The 18,924-nt window shown below is 71.2% G+C and carries 19 protein-coding genes; 16 read left to right on the top strand and 3 right to left on the bottom strand.

Annotated features, from left to right (window positions below; genetic code table 11):
* The first annotated feature begins 15 nt into the window (after positions 1-15).
* The 4 genes from BR70_RS21230 to glmM all read left to right on the top strand — a co-directional run bounded on the left by BR70_RS21230 (position 16) and on the right by glmM (position 5,770).
* Complete coding sequence (locus BR70_RS21230) at positions 16-3,075, top strand: ExeM/NucH family extracellular endonuclease (RefSeq protein WP_051596993.1); 3,060 nt, start codon at positions 16-18, stop codon at positions 3,073-3,075.
* Between the two features lie 330 nt (positions 3,076-3,405).
* On the top strand, positions 3,406-3,852 hold the full coding sequence (gene rplM, locus BR70_RS0114960; RefSeq protein WP_027466717.1) for a 50S ribosomal protein L13: 447 nt from the start codon (positions 3,406-3,408) through the stop codon (positions 3,850-3,852).
* Between the two features lie 36 nt (positions 3,853-3,888).
* Complete coding sequence (rpsI, locus tag BR70_RS0114955; RefSeq protein WP_027466716.1) at positions 3,889-4,374, top strand: 30S ribosomal protein S9; 486 nt, start codon at positions 3,889-3,891, stop codon at positions 4,372-4,374.
* Between the two features lie 22 nt (positions 4,375-4,396).
* A complete protein-coding gene (gene glmM / locus BR70_RS0114950; protein WP_027466715.1) occupies positions 4,397-5,770 on the top strand; it encodes a phosphoglucosamine mutase in 1,374 nt (457 codons plus the stop codon).
* 92 nt (positions 5,771-5,862) lie between these two features.
* Here glmM and coaA read toward each other — a convergent pair whose 3' ends face one another.
* Together coaA and BR70_RS0114940 are read right to left on the bottom strand one after the other, a co-directional pair.
* On the bottom strand, positions 5,863-6,807 hold the full coding sequence (gene coaA, locus BR70_RS0114945; protein WP_027466714.1) for a type I pantothenate kinase: 945 nt from the start codon (positions 6,805-6,807) through the stop codon (positions 5,863-5,865).
* A 105-nt stretch (positions 6,808-6,912) separates the two neighbouring features.
* Positions 6,913-7,398, bottom strand: a complete 486-nt coding sequence (locus tag BR70_RS0114940) for a glutathione peroxidase (RefSeq protein WP_027466713.1) — start codon at positions 7,396-7,398, stop codon at positions 6,913-6,915.
* Between the two features lie 70 nt (positions 7,399-7,468).
* On the opposite strand from BR70_RS0114940, the gene glmS reads away from it, so the two are divergent.
* The 10 genes from glmS (at position 7,469) to BR70_RS23650 (ending at position 16,029) form a co-directional block, all read left to right on the top strand.
* On the top strand, positions 7,469-9,316 hold the full coding sequence (gene glmS / locus BR70_RS0114935; RefSeq protein ID WP_027466712.1) for a glutamine--fructose-6-phosphate transaminase (isomerizing): 1,848 nt from the start codon (positions 7,469-7,471) through the stop codon (positions 9,314-9,316).
* Between the two features lie 8 nt (positions 9,317-9,324).
* Positions 9,325-9,720 carry a holo-ACP synthase gene (locus tag BR70_RS0114930; protein WP_027466711.1) on the top strand — a complete coding sequence of 132 codons (396 nt, stop codon included), beginning with the start codon at positions 9,325-9,327 and terminating at the stop codon, positions 9,718-9,720.
* A complete protein-coding gene (gene alr / locus BR70_RS0114925; protein WP_027466710.1) occupies positions 9,717-10,820 on the top strand; it encodes an alanine racemase in 1,104 nt (367 codons plus the stop codon). Before BR70_RS0114930 ends, alr (BR70_RS0114925) begins: the two co-directional genes overlap by 4 nt.
* A complete protein-coding gene (gene alr, locus BR70_RS21225) occupies positions 10,817-11,983 on the top strand; it encodes an alanine racemase (protein ID WP_051596992.1) in 1,167 nt (388 codons plus the stop codon). Before alr (BR70_RS0114925) ends, alr (BR70_RS21225) begins: the two co-directional genes overlap by 4 nt.
* Positions 11,980-12,489 carry a tRNA (adenosine(37)-N6)-threonylcarbamoyltransferase complex ATPase subunit type 1 TsaE gene (gene tsaE, locus BR70_RS0114915; RefSeq protein ID WP_197019656.1) on the top strand — a complete coding sequence of 170 codons (510 nt, stop codon included), beginning with the start codon at positions 11,980-11,982 and terminating at the stop codon, positions 12,487-12,489. Before alr (BR70_RS21225) ends, tsaE begins: the two co-directional genes overlap by 4 nt.
* A 92-nt stretch (positions 12,490-12,581) precedes the next feature.
* Complete coding sequence (locus BR70_RS0114910; RefSeq protein WP_331279993.1) at positions 12,582-12,944, top strand: GNAT family N-acetyltransferase; 363 nt, start codon at positions 12,582-12,584, stop codon at positions 12,942-12,944.
* A 20-nt stretch (positions 12,945-12,964) separates the two neighbouring features.
* On the top strand, positions 12,965-13,600 hold the full coding sequence (gene tsaB, locus BR70_RS0114905) for a tRNA (adenosine(37)-N6)-threonylcarbamoyltransferase complex dimerization subunit type 1 TsaB (RefSeq protein WP_027466707.1): 636 nt from the start codon (positions 12,965-12,967) through the stop codon (positions 13,598-13,600).
* Positions 13,597-14,142: a ribosomal protein S18-alanine N-acetyltransferase gene (gene rimI / locus BR70_RS0114900; protein ID WP_027466706.1), complete on the top strand. Its 546-nt coding sequence runs from the start codon at positions 13,597-13,599 to the stop codon at positions 14,140-14,142. The genes tsaB and rimI overlap by 4 nt, the downstream gene beginning before the upstream one ends.
* On the top strand, positions 14,129-15,184 hold the full coding sequence (tsaD, locus tag BR70_RS0114895) for a tRNA (adenosine(37)-N6)-threonylcarbamoyltransferase complex transferase subunit TsaD (protein ID WP_027466705.1): 1,056 nt from the start codon (positions 14,129-14,131) through the stop codon (positions 15,182-15,184). The genes rimI and tsaD overlap by 14 nt, the downstream gene beginning before the upstream one ends.
* A gap of 125 nt (positions 15,185-15,309) precedes the next feature.
* Entirely contained in the window at positions 15,310-16,029 is a 720-nt protein-coding gene (locus BR70_RS23650) for a DUF4190 domain-containing protein (protein WP_051596991.1), read from the top strand.
* A 41-nt stretch (positions 16,030-16,070) separates the two neighbouring features.
* On the opposite strand, the gene BR70_RS0114885 is transcribed toward BR70_RS23650, so the two are convergent.
* Positions 16,071-17,273: a class I SAM-dependent methyltransferase gene (locus tag BR70_RS0114885; protein WP_027466704.1), complete on the bottom strand. Its 1,203-nt coding sequence runs from the start codon at positions 17,271-17,273 to the stop codon at positions 16,071-16,073.
* A 160-nt stretch (positions 17,274-17,433) separates the two neighbouring features.
* Here BR70_RS0114885 and groES point away from each other — a divergent pair, with 160 nt between their 5' ends.
* Both groES and rarD read left to right on the top strand, forming a co-directional pair.
* Complete coding sequence (gene groES / locus BR70_RS0114880) at positions 17,434-17,730, top strand: co-chaperone GroES (RefSeq protein ID WP_017885484.1); 297 nt, start codon at positions 17,434-17,436, stop codon at positions 17,728-17,730.
* A gap of 166 nt (positions 17,731-17,896) precedes the next feature.
* Positions 17,897-18,859, top strand: a complete 963-nt coding sequence (gene rarD, locus BR70_RS0114875) for an EamA family transporter RarD (protein WP_027466703.1) — start codon at positions 17,897-17,899, stop codon at positions 18,857-18,859.
* The last annotated feature ends 65 nt before the right edge of the window (positions 18,860-18,924 follow it).

The following is an 18,924-nucleotide window of genomic DNA, read 5'->3' as shown; positions in this document are numbered from 1 at the left end:
CGGTAGCGTGCGGGCATGGCCAACACCCTCGGGCGCACTCTGCTGTGCGCCACGGCGGCCGCGACGCTCCTCGCGGCCCCACTCGTCACCGTCACCGCAGCGACCGCGGACCCCGAGGGGACCGGCCTCGTCATCGAGGAGGCCTACCTGAAGGCGGGGAGCAAGGGCGCGTTCTACAACGAGAAGTTCGTCGAGATCGGCAACCCGACCGACGCCGCCGTGTCGCTCGACGGGTGGTCGTTGCAGTACCGGTCCGCCACGGGCGCCGGCACGTTCTCGGCCAGTGCGCTCCAGGGCACCGTGCCGGCGAAGGGCACCTTCCTGGTGTCGATGGCGGGCAACGGCGGGGCCAGCCCGGCTGGCGAGGACCTGCCCGCAGCCGACGACACCGCGACGCTCAACCCGTCGGGCACCACCGGCACGCTCGTGCTGTCCGACGCCACCGCACCCCTGGCGCTCGCCGCCGGACCCGTCGCCACCGGCACCGACGGCGTGGTCGACCTGCTCGGCTACGGCGCCTCGAACACGTACGAGTCGACCGTGCGCACCGTGACCGGGGACAACTCCGTGCCGAACGGCCTGGTCCGCCAGGGCACCACGGACACCGACGTCAACGGTGCGGACTTCTCGGTCACGACGACGCTCACCCCGCGGAACGCCGCGGGCGAGACCACGGCACCGACCGCGCCCACGGAACCGACCGACCCGGGTGACGGCGGGACGCCCACGCCCGGCACCCCCGCCGAGACGGTGACCATCGCCCAGCTGCAGGGCACCACGGACACCTCGCCGTACGCCGGCAAGAACGTCACGACCGACGGCGTCGTCACCGCGGTCTACGACACCGGCGGCTTCAACGGCTACACGATCCAGACCCCGGGCACCGGCGGCGCGATCGACCTCGCCGCCCACACCGCGTCCGACGCCGTGTTCGTCTTCTCGTCCGCCACCGCCGGGCTGGTGCACGAGGGCGACCACGTGCGGGTCACCGGCGCCGTGTCCGAGTACTTCGGCCTGACCGAGCTCACGGTGTCCGGGGCCTCGTCGCTGCAGCAGCTCGACGACAGCGTCGCGGCACCGCAGCCGGCCGCGGTCGCGTTCCCGTCGTCCGACGCCCAGCGCGAGTCGCTCGAGAGCATGCTCGTCGCTCCCCAGGGGGCGTACACCGTCGCCGACAACTACACGACGAACCAGTACGGCGAGGTCGTGCTCGCCAGCGGCACGAAGCGTCTGATCCAGCCGACCGAGGTCGGCCGCCCGGGCAGCGCCGCGGCGAAGGCCGTCGAGGCCGACAACGCCGCGCGCAAGGTCACGCTCGACGACGGCGCGAGCACCAACTTCCTGACCCAGGCGAACCAGGGCATCCCGGTGTCGTGGCTCACCCAGGGCCCGGTCACCGTCGGGGCCGCCGCCACCTTCACCGAGCCGGTCGTCCTGGACTACCGCAACAACGGGTGGAAGTTCCAGCCGACCGCGCCGATCACGGGTGCGACCCCGGCCGCCGAACTGCCTGCGTCGTTCTCGAAGGTGCGCCAGCCGGCACCGCAGGACGTCGGCGGTGACCTGAAGCTCGCCGGCTTCAACGTCCTCAACTACTTCCCGACCACGGGCGACGAGCTCACCGGCTGCAAGTACTACACGGACCGTGCCGGAGACCCCGTCACGGTGAACTCGGGCTGCGACGCCCGCGGAGCCGCCGAGCAGGAGGACTTCCTGCGCCAGCAGGTCAAGATCGTCAAGGCGATCAACGGCCTGGACGCCGACGTCGTCTCGCTCGAGGAGATCGAGAACTCCGTCCGCTTCGGTCAGGACCGTGACGCCGCCGTGGCCACCCTGGTCGACGCGCTCAACGCCGCCACCGGCCAGGACACCTGGGCCTACGCGAAGTCCCCGGCCGTCGTGCCCGCGAGCGAGGACGTCATCCGCCTCGCCCTGATCTACAAGAAGGACCGCGTCGAGCCCGTCGGCGAGTCGACGATCCTGCTCGACGACGCGTTCACGAACGCCCGCCAGCCCGTCGCGGACGCGTTCCGCCCGGTCGGCGGCACCGCGGACGACGACTTCCTGGTGATCGCGAACCACTTCAAGTCCAAGGGCTCCGGCACCGGCGAGAACGCCGACCAGGGCGACGGGCAGGGTGCGTCGAACGCCGACCGCGTCGAGCAGGCGAAGGCCCTGGTGACGTTCTCCACCGACATGCAGGAGCAGTACGGCACCGACAAGGTGTTCATGCTCGGCGACTTCAACGCCTACAGCAAGGAGGACCCGGTGGTGGTCCTCGACGAGGCCGGTTACACCGACCTCGGCCCGGCGCTCGACAGCACCGAGTACTCGTACGTGTTCTCCGGCCTGAGCGGCTCGCTCGACCACGTGTTCGCGTCGGAGGCTGCGCTCGAGACGGTCACGGGCGTGGACATCTGGAACATCAACTCGGTCGAGTCGGTGGGCCTGGAGTACAGCCGCTACAACTACAACGCCACGAACCTGTACAACGACGACGTGTACCGGGCGAGCGACCACGACCCGATCCTGGTCGGGTTCGACCTCGACGCCGCGGGCACGGACCCGACGCCGGTGCCGAACCCGAACCCGGCCCCGACCCCGACGCCGGCCCCGGTGCCGCCGGTCGACGGCAACACCCCGCCGGTCGCTCCGGTGGCGCCGTCGGAGTCGCTGTTGACGGAGGCGAACCGTGGTGGGATCTCTGCTCCGGCGACCGCTCGTGCGGGGGAGACGATCACGGTGACGGTCGGCACGGCGTCGGCCGGTGACACGGTGAACGTGTGGTTGTTCTCGACCCCGACGTTGATCGGTACCGCGGTGGTGGCTGCTGACGGGACGGTTCGGGTGACGATCCCGTCGGACACGGTTGCTGGGGTGCACCGGTTGGCGGTGACGGCTGCGGACGGGAGTCTGATCGGGTGGACCCCGATCACGATCACCACGGACGGGCAGCTCGCGTTCACGGGTGCCGCAGGGCTCGGTGCCGGTGCGTTGGTGGCGTTCCTGTTGCTCGCGGCGGGTGCGGGTGTGCTGGTCGTGCGTCGCCGACGTCGGGCTGTGGCTGCGGAGTAGTCCCCACGCCCCGCGGGCGCACTTCGTGAGCAGGAATGGTCGGGTTCGAACAGCGGACCCGACCATTGCTGCACACCATGGGCGGTGGAGGTGCCGCCAGGGCGGACGGGAGGCGCGGTGCGGGGCCGCCCCGCACCTCCAGGCCGGCAGCGGGACGCGTTTGACCGGCGTACCCCGCGTCGGCTAGGATCTCACCTTGGTCTGTGCGCCCCGCGCGCGGACAGTCAGATGAGCCCTCCAACCGAGGTGTTCCCCGTGCTTCTGCCCGTGGAACTCCCGACCGGAGTGGGATTCACGGACTCCTCACCTCGACACGAAAGCAGCACTCCTGTGACTCGCACGTTCTCACCGAAGCCGGCAGACGTCCAGCACGACTGGATCGTCATCGACGCCACCGACGTCGTCCTCGGCCGTCTCGCCACCCACGCCGCGGCGCTCCTGCGCGGCAAGCACAAGGCCACCTTCGCCCAGCACATGGACATGGGTGACTTCGTCATCATCGTGAACGCCGACAAGGTCGCCCTGACCGGTTCGAAGCTCGCGAAGAAGGTCTACTACCGTCACTCGGGTTACCCGGGCGGCCTGACGGCGACCTCCTACCCGGAGATGCTCGAGAAGCACCCCACCCGCGCCGTCGAGAAGGCGATCCGCGGCATGCTGCCGAAGAACACCCTCGGCCGCGAGCAGCTCAAGAAGCTGAAGGTCTACGCCGGCGCGGAGCACCCGCACGCCGCGCAGCAGCCCAAGCCGTACATCTTCGACCAGGTCGCACAGTAGTTCCGGCCACGACGACTTCAAGGACACAGAAAACTCATGGCTCAGATCGCTGATTCCCTCGACCAGACCCCGGAGAGCTTCACCACGGAGAGCGCACCCGCCGCTGCCGAGGCTGCTCCCCGTCAGATCCTCAACGTCTCCGGCGGTGCCGTCGGGCGCCGCAAGGAGGCCATCGCGCGCGTCCGGCTCGTCCCGGGCTCCGGCACGTTCGTCGTGAACGGCCGCACGCTCGAGGACTACTTCCCGAACAAGCTGCACCAGCAGCTCATCAACGACCCCTTCAAGGTGCTCGAGCTCCTCGGCTCGTACGACGTCGTCGCCCGCATCACCGGTGGTGGCCCCTCGGGTCAGGCCGGCGCGCTCCGCCTCGCCATCGCCCGCACCCTGAACGAGATCGACCGCGAGAACAACCGCGCGACCCTCAAGAAGGCCGGCTTCCTCACCCGTGACGCCCGCGTCATCGAGCGCAAGAAGGCCGGTCTCAAGAAGGCCCGCAAGGCGTCGCAGTTCTCGAAGCGCTAGTCGTCACCGGCTGAAGATCGCCATGCCGCGTCTGTTCGGTACCGACGGGGTTCGTGGTCTCGCCAACGGCGAGCTGACGGCCGCGCTCGCACTGGGTCTTGCCCAGGCGAGCGCGGCCGTCCTCACACACGGACACCATGCCGACGCCCGCCGGGCGTCGGGTCGACCGCGCCCGCGCGCGGTCCTCGCGCGTGACCCGCGCGTCTCCGGCGAGTTCCTCGGTGCCGCCGTCGCGGCCGGGCTCGCCTCGGCCGGCGTCGACGTGCTCGACGCCGGGGTCATCCCCACCCCCGCCGCGGCGTTCCTCGTCGCGGACATCGACGCCGACTTCGGCGTGATGATCTCCGCATCGCACAACCCCGCTCCCGACAACGGGATCAAGTTCTTCGCCACGGGTGGCCGCAAGCTGCCGGACGAGGTCGAGGACCGCATCGAAGCGGCCATGCACGACCACTCCGCACCCACCCCCACCGGCATCGACGTCGGGCGCATCTCGCGGTTCGCCGACGCCGAGGACCGCTACGTGGTGCACCTGCTCGGCACGCTGCCGCACCGGCTCGACGGCATCCACGTGGTGCTCGACTGCGCCAACGGTGCCGCCGCCGGTGTCTCGCCCGAGGTCTTCGTCAACGCGGGTGCCCGTGTGACACTCATCGGCGCCGACCCCGACGGCTGGAACATCAACGACGGCGTCGGCTCGACCCACATCGACAACCTCGCCCGCGCGGTGCTCGAGCACGGTGCCGACGTCGGCATCGCGCACGACGGTGACGCGGACCGTTGCCTGGCGGTCGACGCCGCGGGCAACGCGATCGACGGTGACCAGATCATGGCGATCCTCGCGCTGTCCCTGCAGGAGCGCGGCCGCCTGAAGGACGACACCCTCGTCGCGACGGTCATGTCGAACCTCGGGCTGAAGCGCGCCATGGCCGACGCGGGCATCACCGTGATCGAGGCCGGCGTGGGCGACCGCTACGTGCTCGAGAAGATGACCGAGGGCGACTACTCCATCGGTGGCGAGCAGTCCGGCCACATCATCTTCAACGAGTTCGCCACCACGGGCGACGGCATCCTGACCGGGCTGCACCTGGTGGCAGAGATGGCGCGGACGGGGAAGTCGCTGGAGGAGCTCGCGTCGTGCATGACCGTGTTCCCGCAGGTGCTGCTCAACGTCCGGGGCGTCGATCGTCACGGGCTCGCCGACCAGGGCGTGCAGGACGCCATCGCCGCCGCGAGCGAGGCGCTCGGGGACAGCGGCCGTGTGCTGCTCCGTCCGTCAGGCACCGAGCCGGTCGTGCGCGTCATGGTCGAGGCTGCCTCGCAGGACGATGCCCAGCGCATCGCCGAGGAGCTCGCCGCCGTCGTGCAGGACCGCCTGGCGCTCGACGCCGCGTAGGGGTTTCCTCCGCAAGACACCGGTGTTCGCCGGTTGAACACGCGCAGACCGCGGTTCAGCTCGCGAACACCGGTGTTTTGCGCTGCCCTCCGCTAGATCTTGCGGAGCAGGACCGAGTTCACCTTGTGGTTCGCGCCCTTCTTCAGCACCAGGGTGGCGCGGGAGCGCGTGGGCAGCACGTTCTCGATCAGGTTCGGCTCGTTGATCGCCCGCCAGACCTCGGTCGCCGTCCGTACCGCGTCCTCACGCGAGAGCGAGGCGAACCGGTGGAAGAACGAGTCGGGGCTCGAGAACGCCTCTTCCTGCAGCGCGAGGAACCGGTCGACGTACCAGGACTCGATGTCCTTCGTCTTCGCGTCCACGTAGATCGTGAAGTCGAACAGGTCGGACAGCGCGAGCCGCCCGTGCACCGGGGGCGCCAGCACGTTGAGGCCCTCGACGATGAGCACGTCGGGCTGCCGGACGACGATCTCGGCATCGGGCACGATGTCGTAGACCAGGTGCGAGTAGTACGGCGCGCGGACCTCGGTCGCCCCGCTCTTCACCTGACTCACGAAGCGCAGCAGGGAGCGGCGGTCGTACGACTCCGGGAAGCCCTTCCGGTCCATGATCCCGCGTCGCTCCAGCTCGGCGTTCGGGTACAGGAAGCCGTCGGTCGTCACGAGCTCGACCCGAGGGGTGTCCGGCCAGCGCTTCGTCAGCTCGCGCAGCAGACGGGCGACCGTGGACTTGCCGACCGCGACGGAGCCCGCGACGCCGATGACGAACGGCGTGCGTCCGGCGCGCTCCCCGAGGAACCGGCTCGTCTCGGCGTGCAGGTTGCGCGCACCGGCGGCGTAGAGCGTGAGCAGGCGGGACAGGGGCAGGTAGACCTCCTGCACCTCCTGCATGTCCAGCCGGTCGCCGAGACCGCGCAGCTGCACGATCTCGGTCTCGGTGAGCGACAGGTGCTCCTTCGGGGCAAGCTGGGACCACTCGTCACGCGGGATCTCCACGAACGGGGTCGGGTGCGCGACGGCGGTCTCCGAGAACGGCATGGGATCGAGCGTACAGACGGGAGGCCCGGGGCACGTGAGCCGACCGGCTCACGTGCCCCGGGCCTCCCGTCCAGTGCTCGGTGCGCACCCGCAGGACGCGACGCGTCAGGCGGGCAGGGCCGCCTCGATGGCGGCGACGACCTCGGGGGCGTCCGGCTTCGTGGTGGGACGGAAGCGCGTGACGGTGCTGTCGGGGGCGACGAGGAACTTCTCGAAGTTCCACGCGACCCGGCCGGCCTTGCCGTCGGCGTCCGGGGTCTCCTTGAGGGCCTGGTAGAGCGGGTGCGCGCTCTTGCCGTTGACCTTGACCTTCTCGGACATCGGGAACGTCACACCCCACGTGGTGGAGCAGTACTCGTCGATCGCCTCGGACGAGCCGAGCTCCTGCAGGAACTGGTTGCTCGGGAAGCCCAGCACCGTGAACCCGCGGGGGCCGTACTGCTTCTGCAGGGCCTCGAGCTGCTCGTACTGCGGGGCGAGGCCGCACCGGGAGGCGACGTTCACGACCAGTACGGCCTTGTCGGCGTAGGCGCCGAACGTGGTGTCCTCGCCGTGCAGCGTGGTGATGGCGATGTCGTCGAAGCGTCCCATGGCCGAAACGTTATCCCCACCCCCGGGACTTCGCAGGGTGGGCGTCCAGGCAGACCGTAGGATCGGTTCCATGTGTGGAATCGTCGGCTACGTCGGCAGCAACAGCAGCCAGGACGTCCTCCTCGGTGGCCTCCGTCGCCTCGAGTACCGCGGCTACGACTCGGCGGGCATCGCCGTCGTCGACCCAGCCGGAGACCTCGTGTCGGCCAAGAAGGCCGGCAAGCTCCAGGCCCTGGTCGACGAGCTCGAGTCGTCGCCGATCCCGGACGGCGCGAGCGGCATCGGGCACACCCGCTGGGCGACCCACGGTGGCCCGACCGACGGCAACGCCCACCCGCACCTGGCCGACGGCGACAAGCTCGCCCTCATCCACAACGGCATCATCGAGAACTTCTCCGAGCTCCGTGCCGAACTGCAGGCCGAGGGCATCGAGTTCCGCAGCGAGACCGACTCCGAGGTCGCCGCGCACCTGGTCGGACGCGCCTTCCGCGAGACCGGTGACCTGACTGCCGCCATGCAGCAGGCCGTGCAGCGACTCGAGGGGGCCTTCACGCTCCTCGTCGTGCACGCCGACCAGCCCGGAGTCGTCGTCGGTGCCCGTCGCAACTCGCCCCTGGTGGTCGGGCTCGGTGACGGCGAGAACTTCATGGGCTCGGACGTCGCCGCGTTCGTCGCCTACACGCAGCGCGCGCTGTCGATCGGGCAGGACGAGATCGCCACGATCCGCCCCGACGGCGTGGACGTCATCCACTTCGACGGCACCCCGGCCACGCCGAGCGAGTTCGAGGTCAACTGGGACGCCTCCGCCGCCGACAAGGGCGGCTGGAGCTCGTTCATGGCGAAGGAGATCAGCGAGGAGCCCGAGGCCGTCGCGAAGACGATCCTCGGTCGCGTCCACGACGGTGCCGTCACGCTGACCGACCTCGACCCGATCGCCGACCGCCTGGCGACCGTCGACCGCGTCATCGTGATCGCCTGCGGTACCGCCGCCTACGCCGGCATCCTCGGCAAGTACGCCATCGAGCAGTGGGCCCGTGTGCCGGTCGAGGTCGAGCTCGCGCACGAGTTCCGGTACCGCGACCCGGTGCTGAACGAGCGCACCCTGGTCGTCTCGATCAGCCAGTCCGGCGAGACCATGGACACGCTGATGGCCGTCAAGTACGCCCGCGAGCAGGGCGCGCAGGTCCTGTCGATCTGCAACACCCAGGGCGCCACGATCCCGCGTGAGTCCGATGCCGTGATCTACACGCACGCCGGACCCGAGGTCGCCGTCGCGTCGACCAAGGCCTTCATCGCCCAGGGCGTCGCGCTCTACCTGCTCGGGCTGCACCTGGCGACGCTGCGCGGCACGCTCACCACCGAGCAGATCGCCGAGCAGGTCGCCGAACTCGAGGGCCTCGCGCCGAAGCTGCAGCAGACCATCGAGGACGCCGCCGGCATCAAGGACCTGGCCCGCTGGATGGCGGACACCCGGAGCGTGCTGTTCCTCGGCCGCCACGTCGGCTACCCGATCGCACTCGAGGGCGCCCTCAAGCTCAAGGAGCTCGCGTACATCCACGCCGAGGGCTTCGCCGCCGGTGAGCTCAAGCACGGCCCGATCGCTCTGATCGAGCCGGGTCAGATCGTCTTCGTCATCGTGCCGTCGCCGCGCGACCCCCGATCGCTGCACCCCAAGGTCGTCTCGAACATCCAGGAGATCCGCGCCCGCGGTGCCCGGGTGATCGCGATCGCCGAAGAAGGCGACGCCGCGGTGCTGCCCTTCGCCGACGAGGTCCTGCGGATCCCGCTCGCGACCCCGCTGTTCGAGCCGCTGCTCGCCGTGGCACCGCTGCACATGTTCGGCATGGAGCTCGCCGCCGCCAAGGGCCTCGACGTCGACCAGCCACGCAACCTCGCGAAGTCGGTCACCGTCGAGTAGTCGCGACGGTGATCATCGGGATCGGGGTCGACGTGGTCGACCTGGAGCGGTTCGAACGGGTGCTGGAGCGCACACCGGCGATGCGGGCGCGGCTCTTCACGCCGTCCGAGCAGGTCCGTGACGGCGAACCCCGGCCGATCGCGTCCCTCGCCGCACGGTTCGCGGCGAAGGAAGCCCTGATCAAGGCCTTCGGGTCGAGTGCCGGGCTGAGCTGGCAGGACCTCGAGGTCGTGTCCGACGACCAGCGGAACCCGTCGCTCACCCTGCACAAGGGCGCCCGGCAGGTGGCGCACGCGCGTGGCGTGACGAGCGTGCACCTGTCGCTCTCGCATGATGGAGGGATCGCGACCGCGTTCGTGGTCCTGGAAGGAACAGACGTGGTCCTGGAAGGAACAGTCCCGTGAGCGCGTTCACCGGCATCACGGTCGATCGCGGAGCCCTGATCGAGAACTACGCGACCATCGCCGACCGCGTCGCCCCGGCCGGGGTCATCGCGGTGGTCAAGGCGAACGCCTACGGCCACGGGGCCCTCGACGCCGCGCAGGCCTTCGTGGACGCCGGTGCGGAGTGGCTCGGGGTCGCCGACATCGACGAGGCCGTCGCGCTCCGTCAGGGCGGCATCGACGAGGGGGTCCGGATCCTCGCGTGGCTGCACGCCCCCGACGAGGACTTCCGCCGCGCGGCGCAGTTCGACGTCACGCCAGCGGTGTCGAGCGTCGAGCAGCTCTCCGCAGCAGCCGACTCCGACATCCGCGCCGTGCACCTGTGCGTCGACACCGGCCTCAGCCGCAACGGAGCGGTCGAGTCCGAGTGGGCCGAGCTCTTCGCGACCGCCGGCGCCCTGGCCCGCGGCGGCAACCGCACCCGGGTCGAGGGGCTCATGTCCCACCTGTCGAACGCGTCGCGCACCGACGACCTCGACCAGGACGCCGCACTGCAGCGGGCGCTGGACGGCCTCGCCGCGAACGGCATCGTGCCGGACGTGGTGCACCTCGCCGCGAGTGCCGCGAGCATCGCCGTGCCGGAGACCCGCCACGACCTGTCCCGGGTCGGACTCGCCCTGTACGGGCTGAGCCCCTTCGACGGTCGCACCTCGGCCGACCTGGGGCTGCGCCCGGCGATGCGGGTCACCGCCGCCGTGCTCCGCACCGTGCCGGTCGCCGCGGGCGACGGCGTCTCCTACGGCTACACCTGGCGCGCCGAGACGGACACCCGTCTCGCCGTGATCGGCCTCGGCTACGCGGACGGCTTCGACCGCGACTTCGGCAACCGGGTCTCGGTGCGGATCGGCGACCGGACGTTCCCGGTGGTCGGACGCGTCGCGATGAACGCCATGCACGTCGACATCGGCGACGCCGACGTGCAGGTCGGCGACGAGGCGGTGCTGTGGGGCGACCCCGCGAACGGCGACCCCGCCGTCGAGGACTGGGCCGACGCCATCGGCACGATCAACTACGAGGTGGTCGCCCGGATCGGCCGCAGCGTGGAACGGAGGACGACGTGAGCTCCGCACCGCTGCGTCAGGCGCGCATCGACCTCGACGCCTACCGTGCCAACCTCGACCGTGTCCGTGAGTGGATGGACCCGGTGGCCGTGATGGCGATCATGAAGGCCGACGCGTACGGGCACGGCCTCGAGCCGATCGCGCTCGCCGCCGTCGACGCCGGCATCCGCTGGATCGGTGTGCTGACAGTTCCCGCGGCCCTGCGCCTGCGCTCGATCGGCGTCGGCGAGGACGTCCACCTGTTCACCTGGCAGCACGACCCCGACCTGGACTTCCGTGACGCCATCGACTCGGCCGTCGACCTCGGCGTCTCGAACGTCGCCGAGCTGCAGCGCATCGTCGACGCCGTCGACCAGCGACCGGCCCGGGTGCACCTCGGCGTCGACTCCGGCCTGCACCGCGACGGCGCGACCCAGGCGGACTGGCCGGCGCTCGTCGAGCTCGCCCGGGACGCCCAGCGGAACGGCCGCATCGAGGTCGTCGCCGCGTACACGCACCTGGCCGAGGCGTCCGACCACGAGGACAGCGCGGCGGTCGCCGTGTTCGACGCAGCGATCGAGATCGCCGAGGACCTGGGGCTCGACGTCCCGATGGAGCACGTCGCCGCGTCGCTCGCGGGGCTGGAGCGCAAGGAGTTCCGCAAGGACATGGTTCGGATGGGCGCGAACCTGTTCGGCATCCCCGGAGCCGACGGCGTCTCGGCGGCCGACCTCGGACTCGAGCCGGTGATGACCCTGACCGCGTCGGTCGCGAAGACGAAGCGCGTCCCCGTCGACACCGGCGTCTCCTACGACTACACGTACCGCACCGCGACCGAGACGACCCTGGCTCTCGTGCCCGTCGGGTACGCCGACGGGGTCCCGCGTCTGGCGCAGGGCCGCATCGAGGTCGCGATCCGCGGCAAGCGCTACCCGATCGCCGGCCGCGTCGCGATGGACCAGTTCCTGGTGGACGTCGGCGAGGACGACGTGCAGACCGGCGACACCGTCGTGCTCTTCGGCACCGGCGAGCACGACGAGATGACCGTGCTCGAGTGGGGCGCGGCGCTCGAGACCATCGGCGAGGAGATCGTCTGCCGTATCGGCAGCCGTGTGCCCCGGTTCTACGAGGGCCACGACATCGAGGGACGGGTCGGGGAGTACCTGCGGGGCGAGCGGCCGTGACCGAGTTGCCGCACGTCCTGCTCGACACCACCGTCGACGGCACCGAGGCGATGGGGGAGCTCGGGGCCCGGTTGGCCGCGGTGCTGCGCGCTGGGGACCTCGTCGTGCTGACCGGACCACTCGGTGCCGGCAAGACGACCCTGACGCGCGGGCTCGGCGCCGCACTCGGCGCGCGTGGCCAGGTGTCCAGCCCGACCTTCGTCCTCGCCCGGACGCACCCGACGACTGCCGGCCCCGACCTGGTGCACGTCGACGCCTACCGCCTGTCCGACCCGGTCGAGCTAGACGACCTCGACCTCGACTGGGATGCCGCCATCGTCGTCGTCGAATGGGGTCGCGGCATGGTCGACGGCATCAGCGACAGCGTGCTCGACGTCGAGATCACGCGTGCCACCGGTGCCGAGGACGCGGCCGCTCACGACACGGACCCGGACGACGTCCCCGACGAGCCCCGTCGTGTCGTCGTCACCGCCACCGGCCCGCGCTGGGAAGGCGTGGCCCTCTGACCCTGCAGCCCGTCGACGCGGACGACGTCGAGGCGCTCCGCGCGTTCCTCGTCGGTGCGGACCTGACCCTCGCTGGCCTCGACGAGCCGACGGTGCGGCTCTGGCTCGATCGCGACGACGACGGCAGGGTGGTCGGCAGCACCGGGTTCGAGGCGAGCGCTGACTGCCGGCACGTCCTCGTCCGGAGCGTGGCCGTCGCGCCGCAGCACCGCGGTTCCGGGGCCGGTACACGCCTGGCGCGGTTCGCGATCGAGCGGGCGACCGAGGCCGGTGCCGAGCGTGCGTGGCTGTTCTCGCGTCGCTCCGGTCCGTTCTGGCAGTCGCTCGGCTTCACGCCCGCCGACCGACAGGCACTGGCCGCCGCGCTGCCGGACACCCACCAGGTCCGACTGTTCCGCCGGACCGGGCAGTTGGACCACGAGGTCGCATGGTCCCGCGGGCTGCCAGTGCGCTGACCGCCGCCTACGATGGACGGGTGCTGCTCGCGATCGACACCTCCGCCGGGACCTCCGTCGCCGTCGTCGACCCGGCCACCGGCCAGGCCCTCGCGACCCGCGACACCGAGGACAGCCGCCGGCATGCCGAGGTGATCGGCCCGTTCCTCGCCGAGACCCTCGCCGAGGCCGGCATCACCGGTGCCGACGTCACCGGCGTCGTCGCCGGCATGGGCCCCGGCCCCTTCACCGGCCTGCGCGTCGGCATCGCCGCCGCCCGCACCTTCGCCGCCGCTCGCGGCGTCCCCGTCCTGCCCCTCGTCAGCCACGACGCCGTCGCCCTCGACCAGCGCGACTCGGGGATCGCCGGGCCGTTCGTCGTCCTCACGGACGCCCGCCGCCGCGAGGTCTACTGGAGCGCCTACGACGCCGACGGCGTCCGCGTGGCCGGCCCCGGACTCGCCAAGCCCGCCGATCTCGACGACGCGATCCGCGCCTCCCGGCCCGAAGCGGTGGGCTGGGACCGCGTGACGGCCCTGTCCATCCCGGCCTGGAGGCTCGGCTCGCTCGCCGCGGACCGGCTCGCGTCCGGTGCGGCGTTCGACCAGGACACGCCCCTGTACCTGCGCGACCCCGACGTCACGGTGCCTGGTGCGCCGAAGCGGGTGAAGCAGTGACCCTGCCGGACGGGCTCCGCCTGCGGCGAGCACACCCGCAGGACCTCGACGACATCATGTGGCTCGAGCACGTCTCGTTCCCGACGGACGCCTGGTCGGCGTCGCAGATGTCCGGCGAGCTGTACTCACCGCACGGGTACTACGTCGTGATCGAGACGGCAGACGACACCTCTGCCCCGCTGGTCGTCGGGTACGCCGGCCTCTCGTCGCTCGCGGGGAACCCGGTGGCCGACGTGCAGACCATCGCCGTCGCCGCGGACCAGCGCGGCAAGGGGCTCGGGAGGGTCCTGTTCACGGAGCTGCTCGACGAGGCGCGTCGCCGCGGTGTACGCGAGGTGTTCCTCGAGGTGCGTGCGGACAACCCCGTGGCGCAGGCGATGTACACGGCGTTCGGGTTCGAGCACATCGCGACCCGGCCGCGTTACTACCAACCGGACGGCGTCGACGCGTGGGTGATGCGGGCAGAGCTGCCCGCCCCGGACGCCGAGCGGTCGTCGGGCGTCGGACCCATCGGACAGGAGGCCCTCGGTGAGCGCGACTGAACCACTGGTGCTCGGCATCGAGACGAGTTGCGACGAAACCGGCATCGGCATCGTGCGGGGGAGCACCCTGCTCGCGAACGTGATCGCCTCGAGCATGGACGAGCACGCGCGCTACGGCGGGGTCGTGCCCGAGGTCGCCGCACGGGCCCACCTGGAGGCGATGACCCCGACGCTGCACGAGGCGCTCGACCGTGCAGGCGTCACCCTCGACGAACTCGACGCCGTCGCGGTGACCGCCGGGCCGGGCCTGGCGGGAGCGCTCATGGTCGGAGTGGGGGCCGCGAAGGCGCTCGCCGTGGCCACCGGCAAGCCCCTGTACGGCGTGAACCACCTGGTCGGGCACGTCGGCGCCGACGTGCTGCGCGAGGACGGCAGCGAGATCGAGCTGCCGACGATCGCGCTGCTGGTCTCCGGCGGTCACACGTCACTGCTGCTGGTCCGGGACCTCGTCGGCGACGTCGAACTGCTCGGCGAGACGATCGACGACGCGGCGGGCGAGGCGTTCGACAAGGTCGCGCGGCTGCTCGGACTGCCCTACCCCGGCGGCCCGCAGATCGACCGAGCCGCGGCCGGCGGCGACCCCACGGCCATCCGGTTCCCCCGGGGACTGACGCTGCCGAAGGACATGGCCGCGCACCGGTACGACTTCTCGTTCTCGGGGCTCAAGACCGCCGTCGCACGGTGGGTCGAGCGCTGCCGCGACGAGGGCCGCGAGGTACCGGTGGCCGACGTCGCCGCGAGCTTCCGCGAGGCCGTCGTCGACGTCCTGCTGACCAAGGCCCTGAATGCGTGCCGCGACACCGGGGTCGACCGGCTGCTGCTCGGCGGTGGGGTCGTCGCGAACGCCCGACTGCGACAGGTCGCCGAGGAGCGCTGCGCGGCCGCTGGCGTTCGGCTCCGGATCCCGCCGTTCGACCTGTGCACCGACAACGGCGCGATGATCGCCGCCGTCGGCGCCCGACTCGTGGCCGAGGGGCACGCGCCGAGCGACCTCGGCATCGCCGCGGACTCGACCCTTCCGGTGACGACCGTCCAGGTCTGACCCGGTCTGACCAGCTCTGACCCGCTCTGATCAGGTCTGACCGGCCGCACCCGGTCGGTCGTCGGGAGCCTGTGGGAGGATTCACACGGGCGTCGGAGAGACCGGACGCCCGAGAGGGGTGGACGGTGTCCGATCAGAACGAGTGGCCGAAGCCGGGCGAGACGCCGAACGGCCCAGCGAACGGACAGCCCGACGGCTCGCCGGCCCCGGACGCCCCCGAGGCCCCCGACGCACCGCAGGCGCCGTCGGCCCCGGAAGCGCCCCAGAACCCGTACGGCCAGCAGCAGGACCCGTACGCGGCCCCGCAGCAGCAGAACCCGTACGCGCAGCAGCAGGACCGGTACGCGGCCCCGCAGCAGCAGAACGCCTACGGTGCCCCGCAGAACCCGTACGGCCAGCAGCAGGACCGGTACGCGGCCCCGCAGCAGCAGAACGCCTACGGTGCCCCGCAGAACCCGTACGGCCAGCAGCAGAACCCGTACGCGCAGCCGCAGCAGCAGCCCTACGCGTCGAACCCGTACACGTACCAGCCCTACGCGCAGCGCCCGAAGACGAACGTCCTGTCGATCCTGTCGATCGTCTTCGCGTTCGGCGGCATCATCATCTGGCCGATCATCATCCTGACGAGCCCGGCCGGCGCGATCATGGGCCACATCGCCCTCGGCAAGATCAAGCAGACCGGCGAGGGTGGCCGCGGCCTCGCGCTCGCCGGCATCATCGGTGGCTGGATCCTGACGGGCCTGTTCATCCTGATCGTCGCCCTGGTGTGGATCTCGATCGCGAACGCGTCGGACTACTCGGACTACTCCGACTACAGCTCGAACTCCGGCGCCTTCGTCAGCTGACGCAGCCCCCGCGCAACGGGCACCACGAGCGGCCCCGGCCGTCAGCCGACCGTGTCGGTGAGCCGCTCGCACAGGATCGCCGTGTGGCGTCCCTCCAGGCGGGTGAGCACGAGTGTGACGCGGCCCGATCCGCGCAACCGCAGCCGTTTGCGGAACTGCGCCGGATCGACGTCGACGCCGCGCTTCTTGATCTCGACGGTGCCGATGCCGTCGGCGGCGAGCCGCGCGGCCAGTCGCTTGACGTCGAGCGGCATCGTGTCGAGCACCCGGAAGCCCTGCGCGAAGGGGGTCGAGGCGGCGCGGTCGGACGTGACGTAGGCGATGCCGTCGGACAGCATGTGCCCGTCGAGGCCCCGTGCCAGGTCGCCGATCAGCCGTGCGCGGATCACGGCGCCGTCGGGCTCGTACAGGTAGGCGCCGAGCGGTCCGACCTCGGCGTCGTCGGCGTCGGCCGCTCCGGTCATCTCGGCGATGCCGTGTGCACCGATGACGGTGGCGGCGCGGCGGATCCCGGGGCGGGCGAGGGGGCCGAACCACAGGGCGAGCTCCACGACCTCGCGGTCGACGGAGGTCCACTGCGCCTCGGCGGTGTCCGGGATCAGGTCGCGGTCGATGCCCGGACCGAGCTTCACGCCGGTCGGCGTCGTCGTGGCCGCGGCGAACACGGTGTCGAGCGAGGGTGACCAGTCGTCCGGGTCGGCGAGCCGGCGGGTGTCCGAGTGGCCGGAGGTGCGCCGTGCGGGGTCCATCCACACGCCGTCCACCGAGGACAGGTCGAAGGACGCGGCATCACCGAGCTCCACCCGCGCGTTCGGCCAGACCGCCAGGTTGTGGGTCGCGACGGCCGCGGTCACCTCGTCGCGATCGACGGCGGTGACGTCGAGGTCGAGCGCCGCCATCGCCATCGCGTCCCCGCCGATGCCGCAACCGAGGTCGGCGACACGGGCCAGCCCGGCCGCGGCGAAGCGTCCTGCGTGCTGGGCCGCGACCTGCAGCCGGGTGGCCTGCTCGAGCCCGGCCTCGGTGAAGAGCATGCGGGAGGCGAAGTCGCCGAACTTGCCGCGGGCCTTCAGCCGCAGCTTCGCCTGGGTCAGCACCGCGGCGACCAGTCGGGGATCGTGGCCCTCGGCGCGCAGCCGGGAGACCACGCGGACGATCTCGCCGCCGTCGGAGACGCCCGGGGTACGGTCGAGCAGGGCCATCCCGTCGGGGGTCAGCAGTGCGGTGAGTTCGGCGGCGTCCATGCGTCGATCCTCGCAGGTGCTGCGTGTTCTCCGGATGTGCTGGCACTCGGATTGACCGAGTGCCAGAGGCCCCCTAGAGTTGGCGTTGGCACTCTCCTGTGCGAAGTGCCAACCCGGTTTTCATCTGTACCGAGTCCGTACCGAGAAAGAAGAGGTCACCGTGGCCGTCAGCATCAAGCCGCTCGAGGATCGCATCGTCATCCGCCAGGTCGAGGCGGAGCAGACCACCGCTTCCGGTCTGGTCATCCCCGACACCGCGAAGGAGAAGCCCCAGGAGGGCGAGGTCGTCGCCGTGGGTCCGGGTCGCATCGACGACAACGGCAACCGCGTCCCGCTCGACGTCGCCGTGGGTGACAAGGTCATCTACTCCAAGTACGGCGGAACCGAGGTCAAGTACTCGGGCGAGGACCTGCTGGTCCTGTCGGCCCGCGACGTCCTCGCGGTCATCGTTCACTGAGTCGAGTACTCACCTCGGACGCCCCGTCCGGCCTTCGGGCCGACGGGGCGTCCGTGCGTCCGGGGGGCGGTCACCCCGGTGCTCCGGTCCTGACCAGCTCGCCATCAGGCCGTCTGGAGGCCCGGTGTGCGTCCCACGGGTCGGCGGTCGTTCCTAGGATGGTTCCGTGAGTGAACCGAGTCCGGCGCGACCCGTCCGCAGCGAGGCATCCGTCGGCGTGGTGCAGGCCATCGTGGCCTACGGGCTCTGGGGGCTGATGCCCCTGCTCTTCGCCGCCATGGCCCCCGCGGCGGCGTTCGAGATCGTGTCGTGGCGTATCGTCTTCGGCCTGGTGTTCTGCGCGTTGGCGATCGCGGTGACCCGGTCGTGGCTCCGCACCCGCACCCTGATGGCCCAGCGCCGTGTGATGCTCGTGATGGGGCTCGCCGCCGTCCTGATCCTGGTCAACTGGACCGTCTACGTCCTCGCGACGACCACCGGCCACACCGTCGAGGCGGCGCTCGGCTACTTCATCAACCCGCTCGTCACGATCGCGCTCGGCGTCGTTGTTCTGCGCGAACGCCTGCGTCCGGCGCAGTGGGCAGCCGTCGGGCTGAGCGTCGTGGCGGTCGTCGTCATCGCGATCGGCTACGGGCAGATGCCGTGGATCTCGCTGGCCCTGGCGTTCTCGTTCGGACTGTACGGCCTGGTGAAGAAGCGGGTCGGCGGCACCGTGGACGCCCTGAGCGGCCTGACGATCGAGACCGTGTGGCTGCTGCCGATCGCGGTCGTGGCGCTGGTGGTGCTCGGTGTGACCGGGCTCGGTGGCGGCGTGACGTTCACGAGCGAGGGCTGGGGGCACGCGGTCATCACCGTGCTGACCGGCCCGGCGACCGCGGTGCCGCTGCTGCTCTTCGCGTCGTCGGCTCGGCGGGTGAGCCTGTCGACGCTCGGGCTGACCCAGTACCTGGCGCCCGTGATGCAGCTGCTCGTCGGGGTGCTGGTGCAGCACGAGGAGATGTCCGCCGGGCGCTGGTTCGGCTTCGGCATCGTGTGGCTCGCGCTCGTGGTGCTGACGGCGGACTCGTTCGCCGCCGCGCGGGCGTCCCGTCGCCGGGCGCTCGCACCCACCCGGGTCGAGCCGGTCTGACGGACGCACCACGGGCCTCCAGGCCACCGCGCGAAAGCGACAGTCCCCCACGGAAGTTCCGTGGG

Origin of the sequence: Curtobacterium sp. UNCCL17, from assembly GCF_000686685.1 — a bacterium.
GTDB lineage: Bacteria > Actinomycetota > Actinomycetes > Actinomycetales > Microbacteriaceae > Curtobacterium > Curtobacterium flaccumfaciens.
The sequence above is the reverse complement of the archived record's forward strand: the minus strand, read 5'-3'. Positions and strand labels throughout refer to the sequence as shown.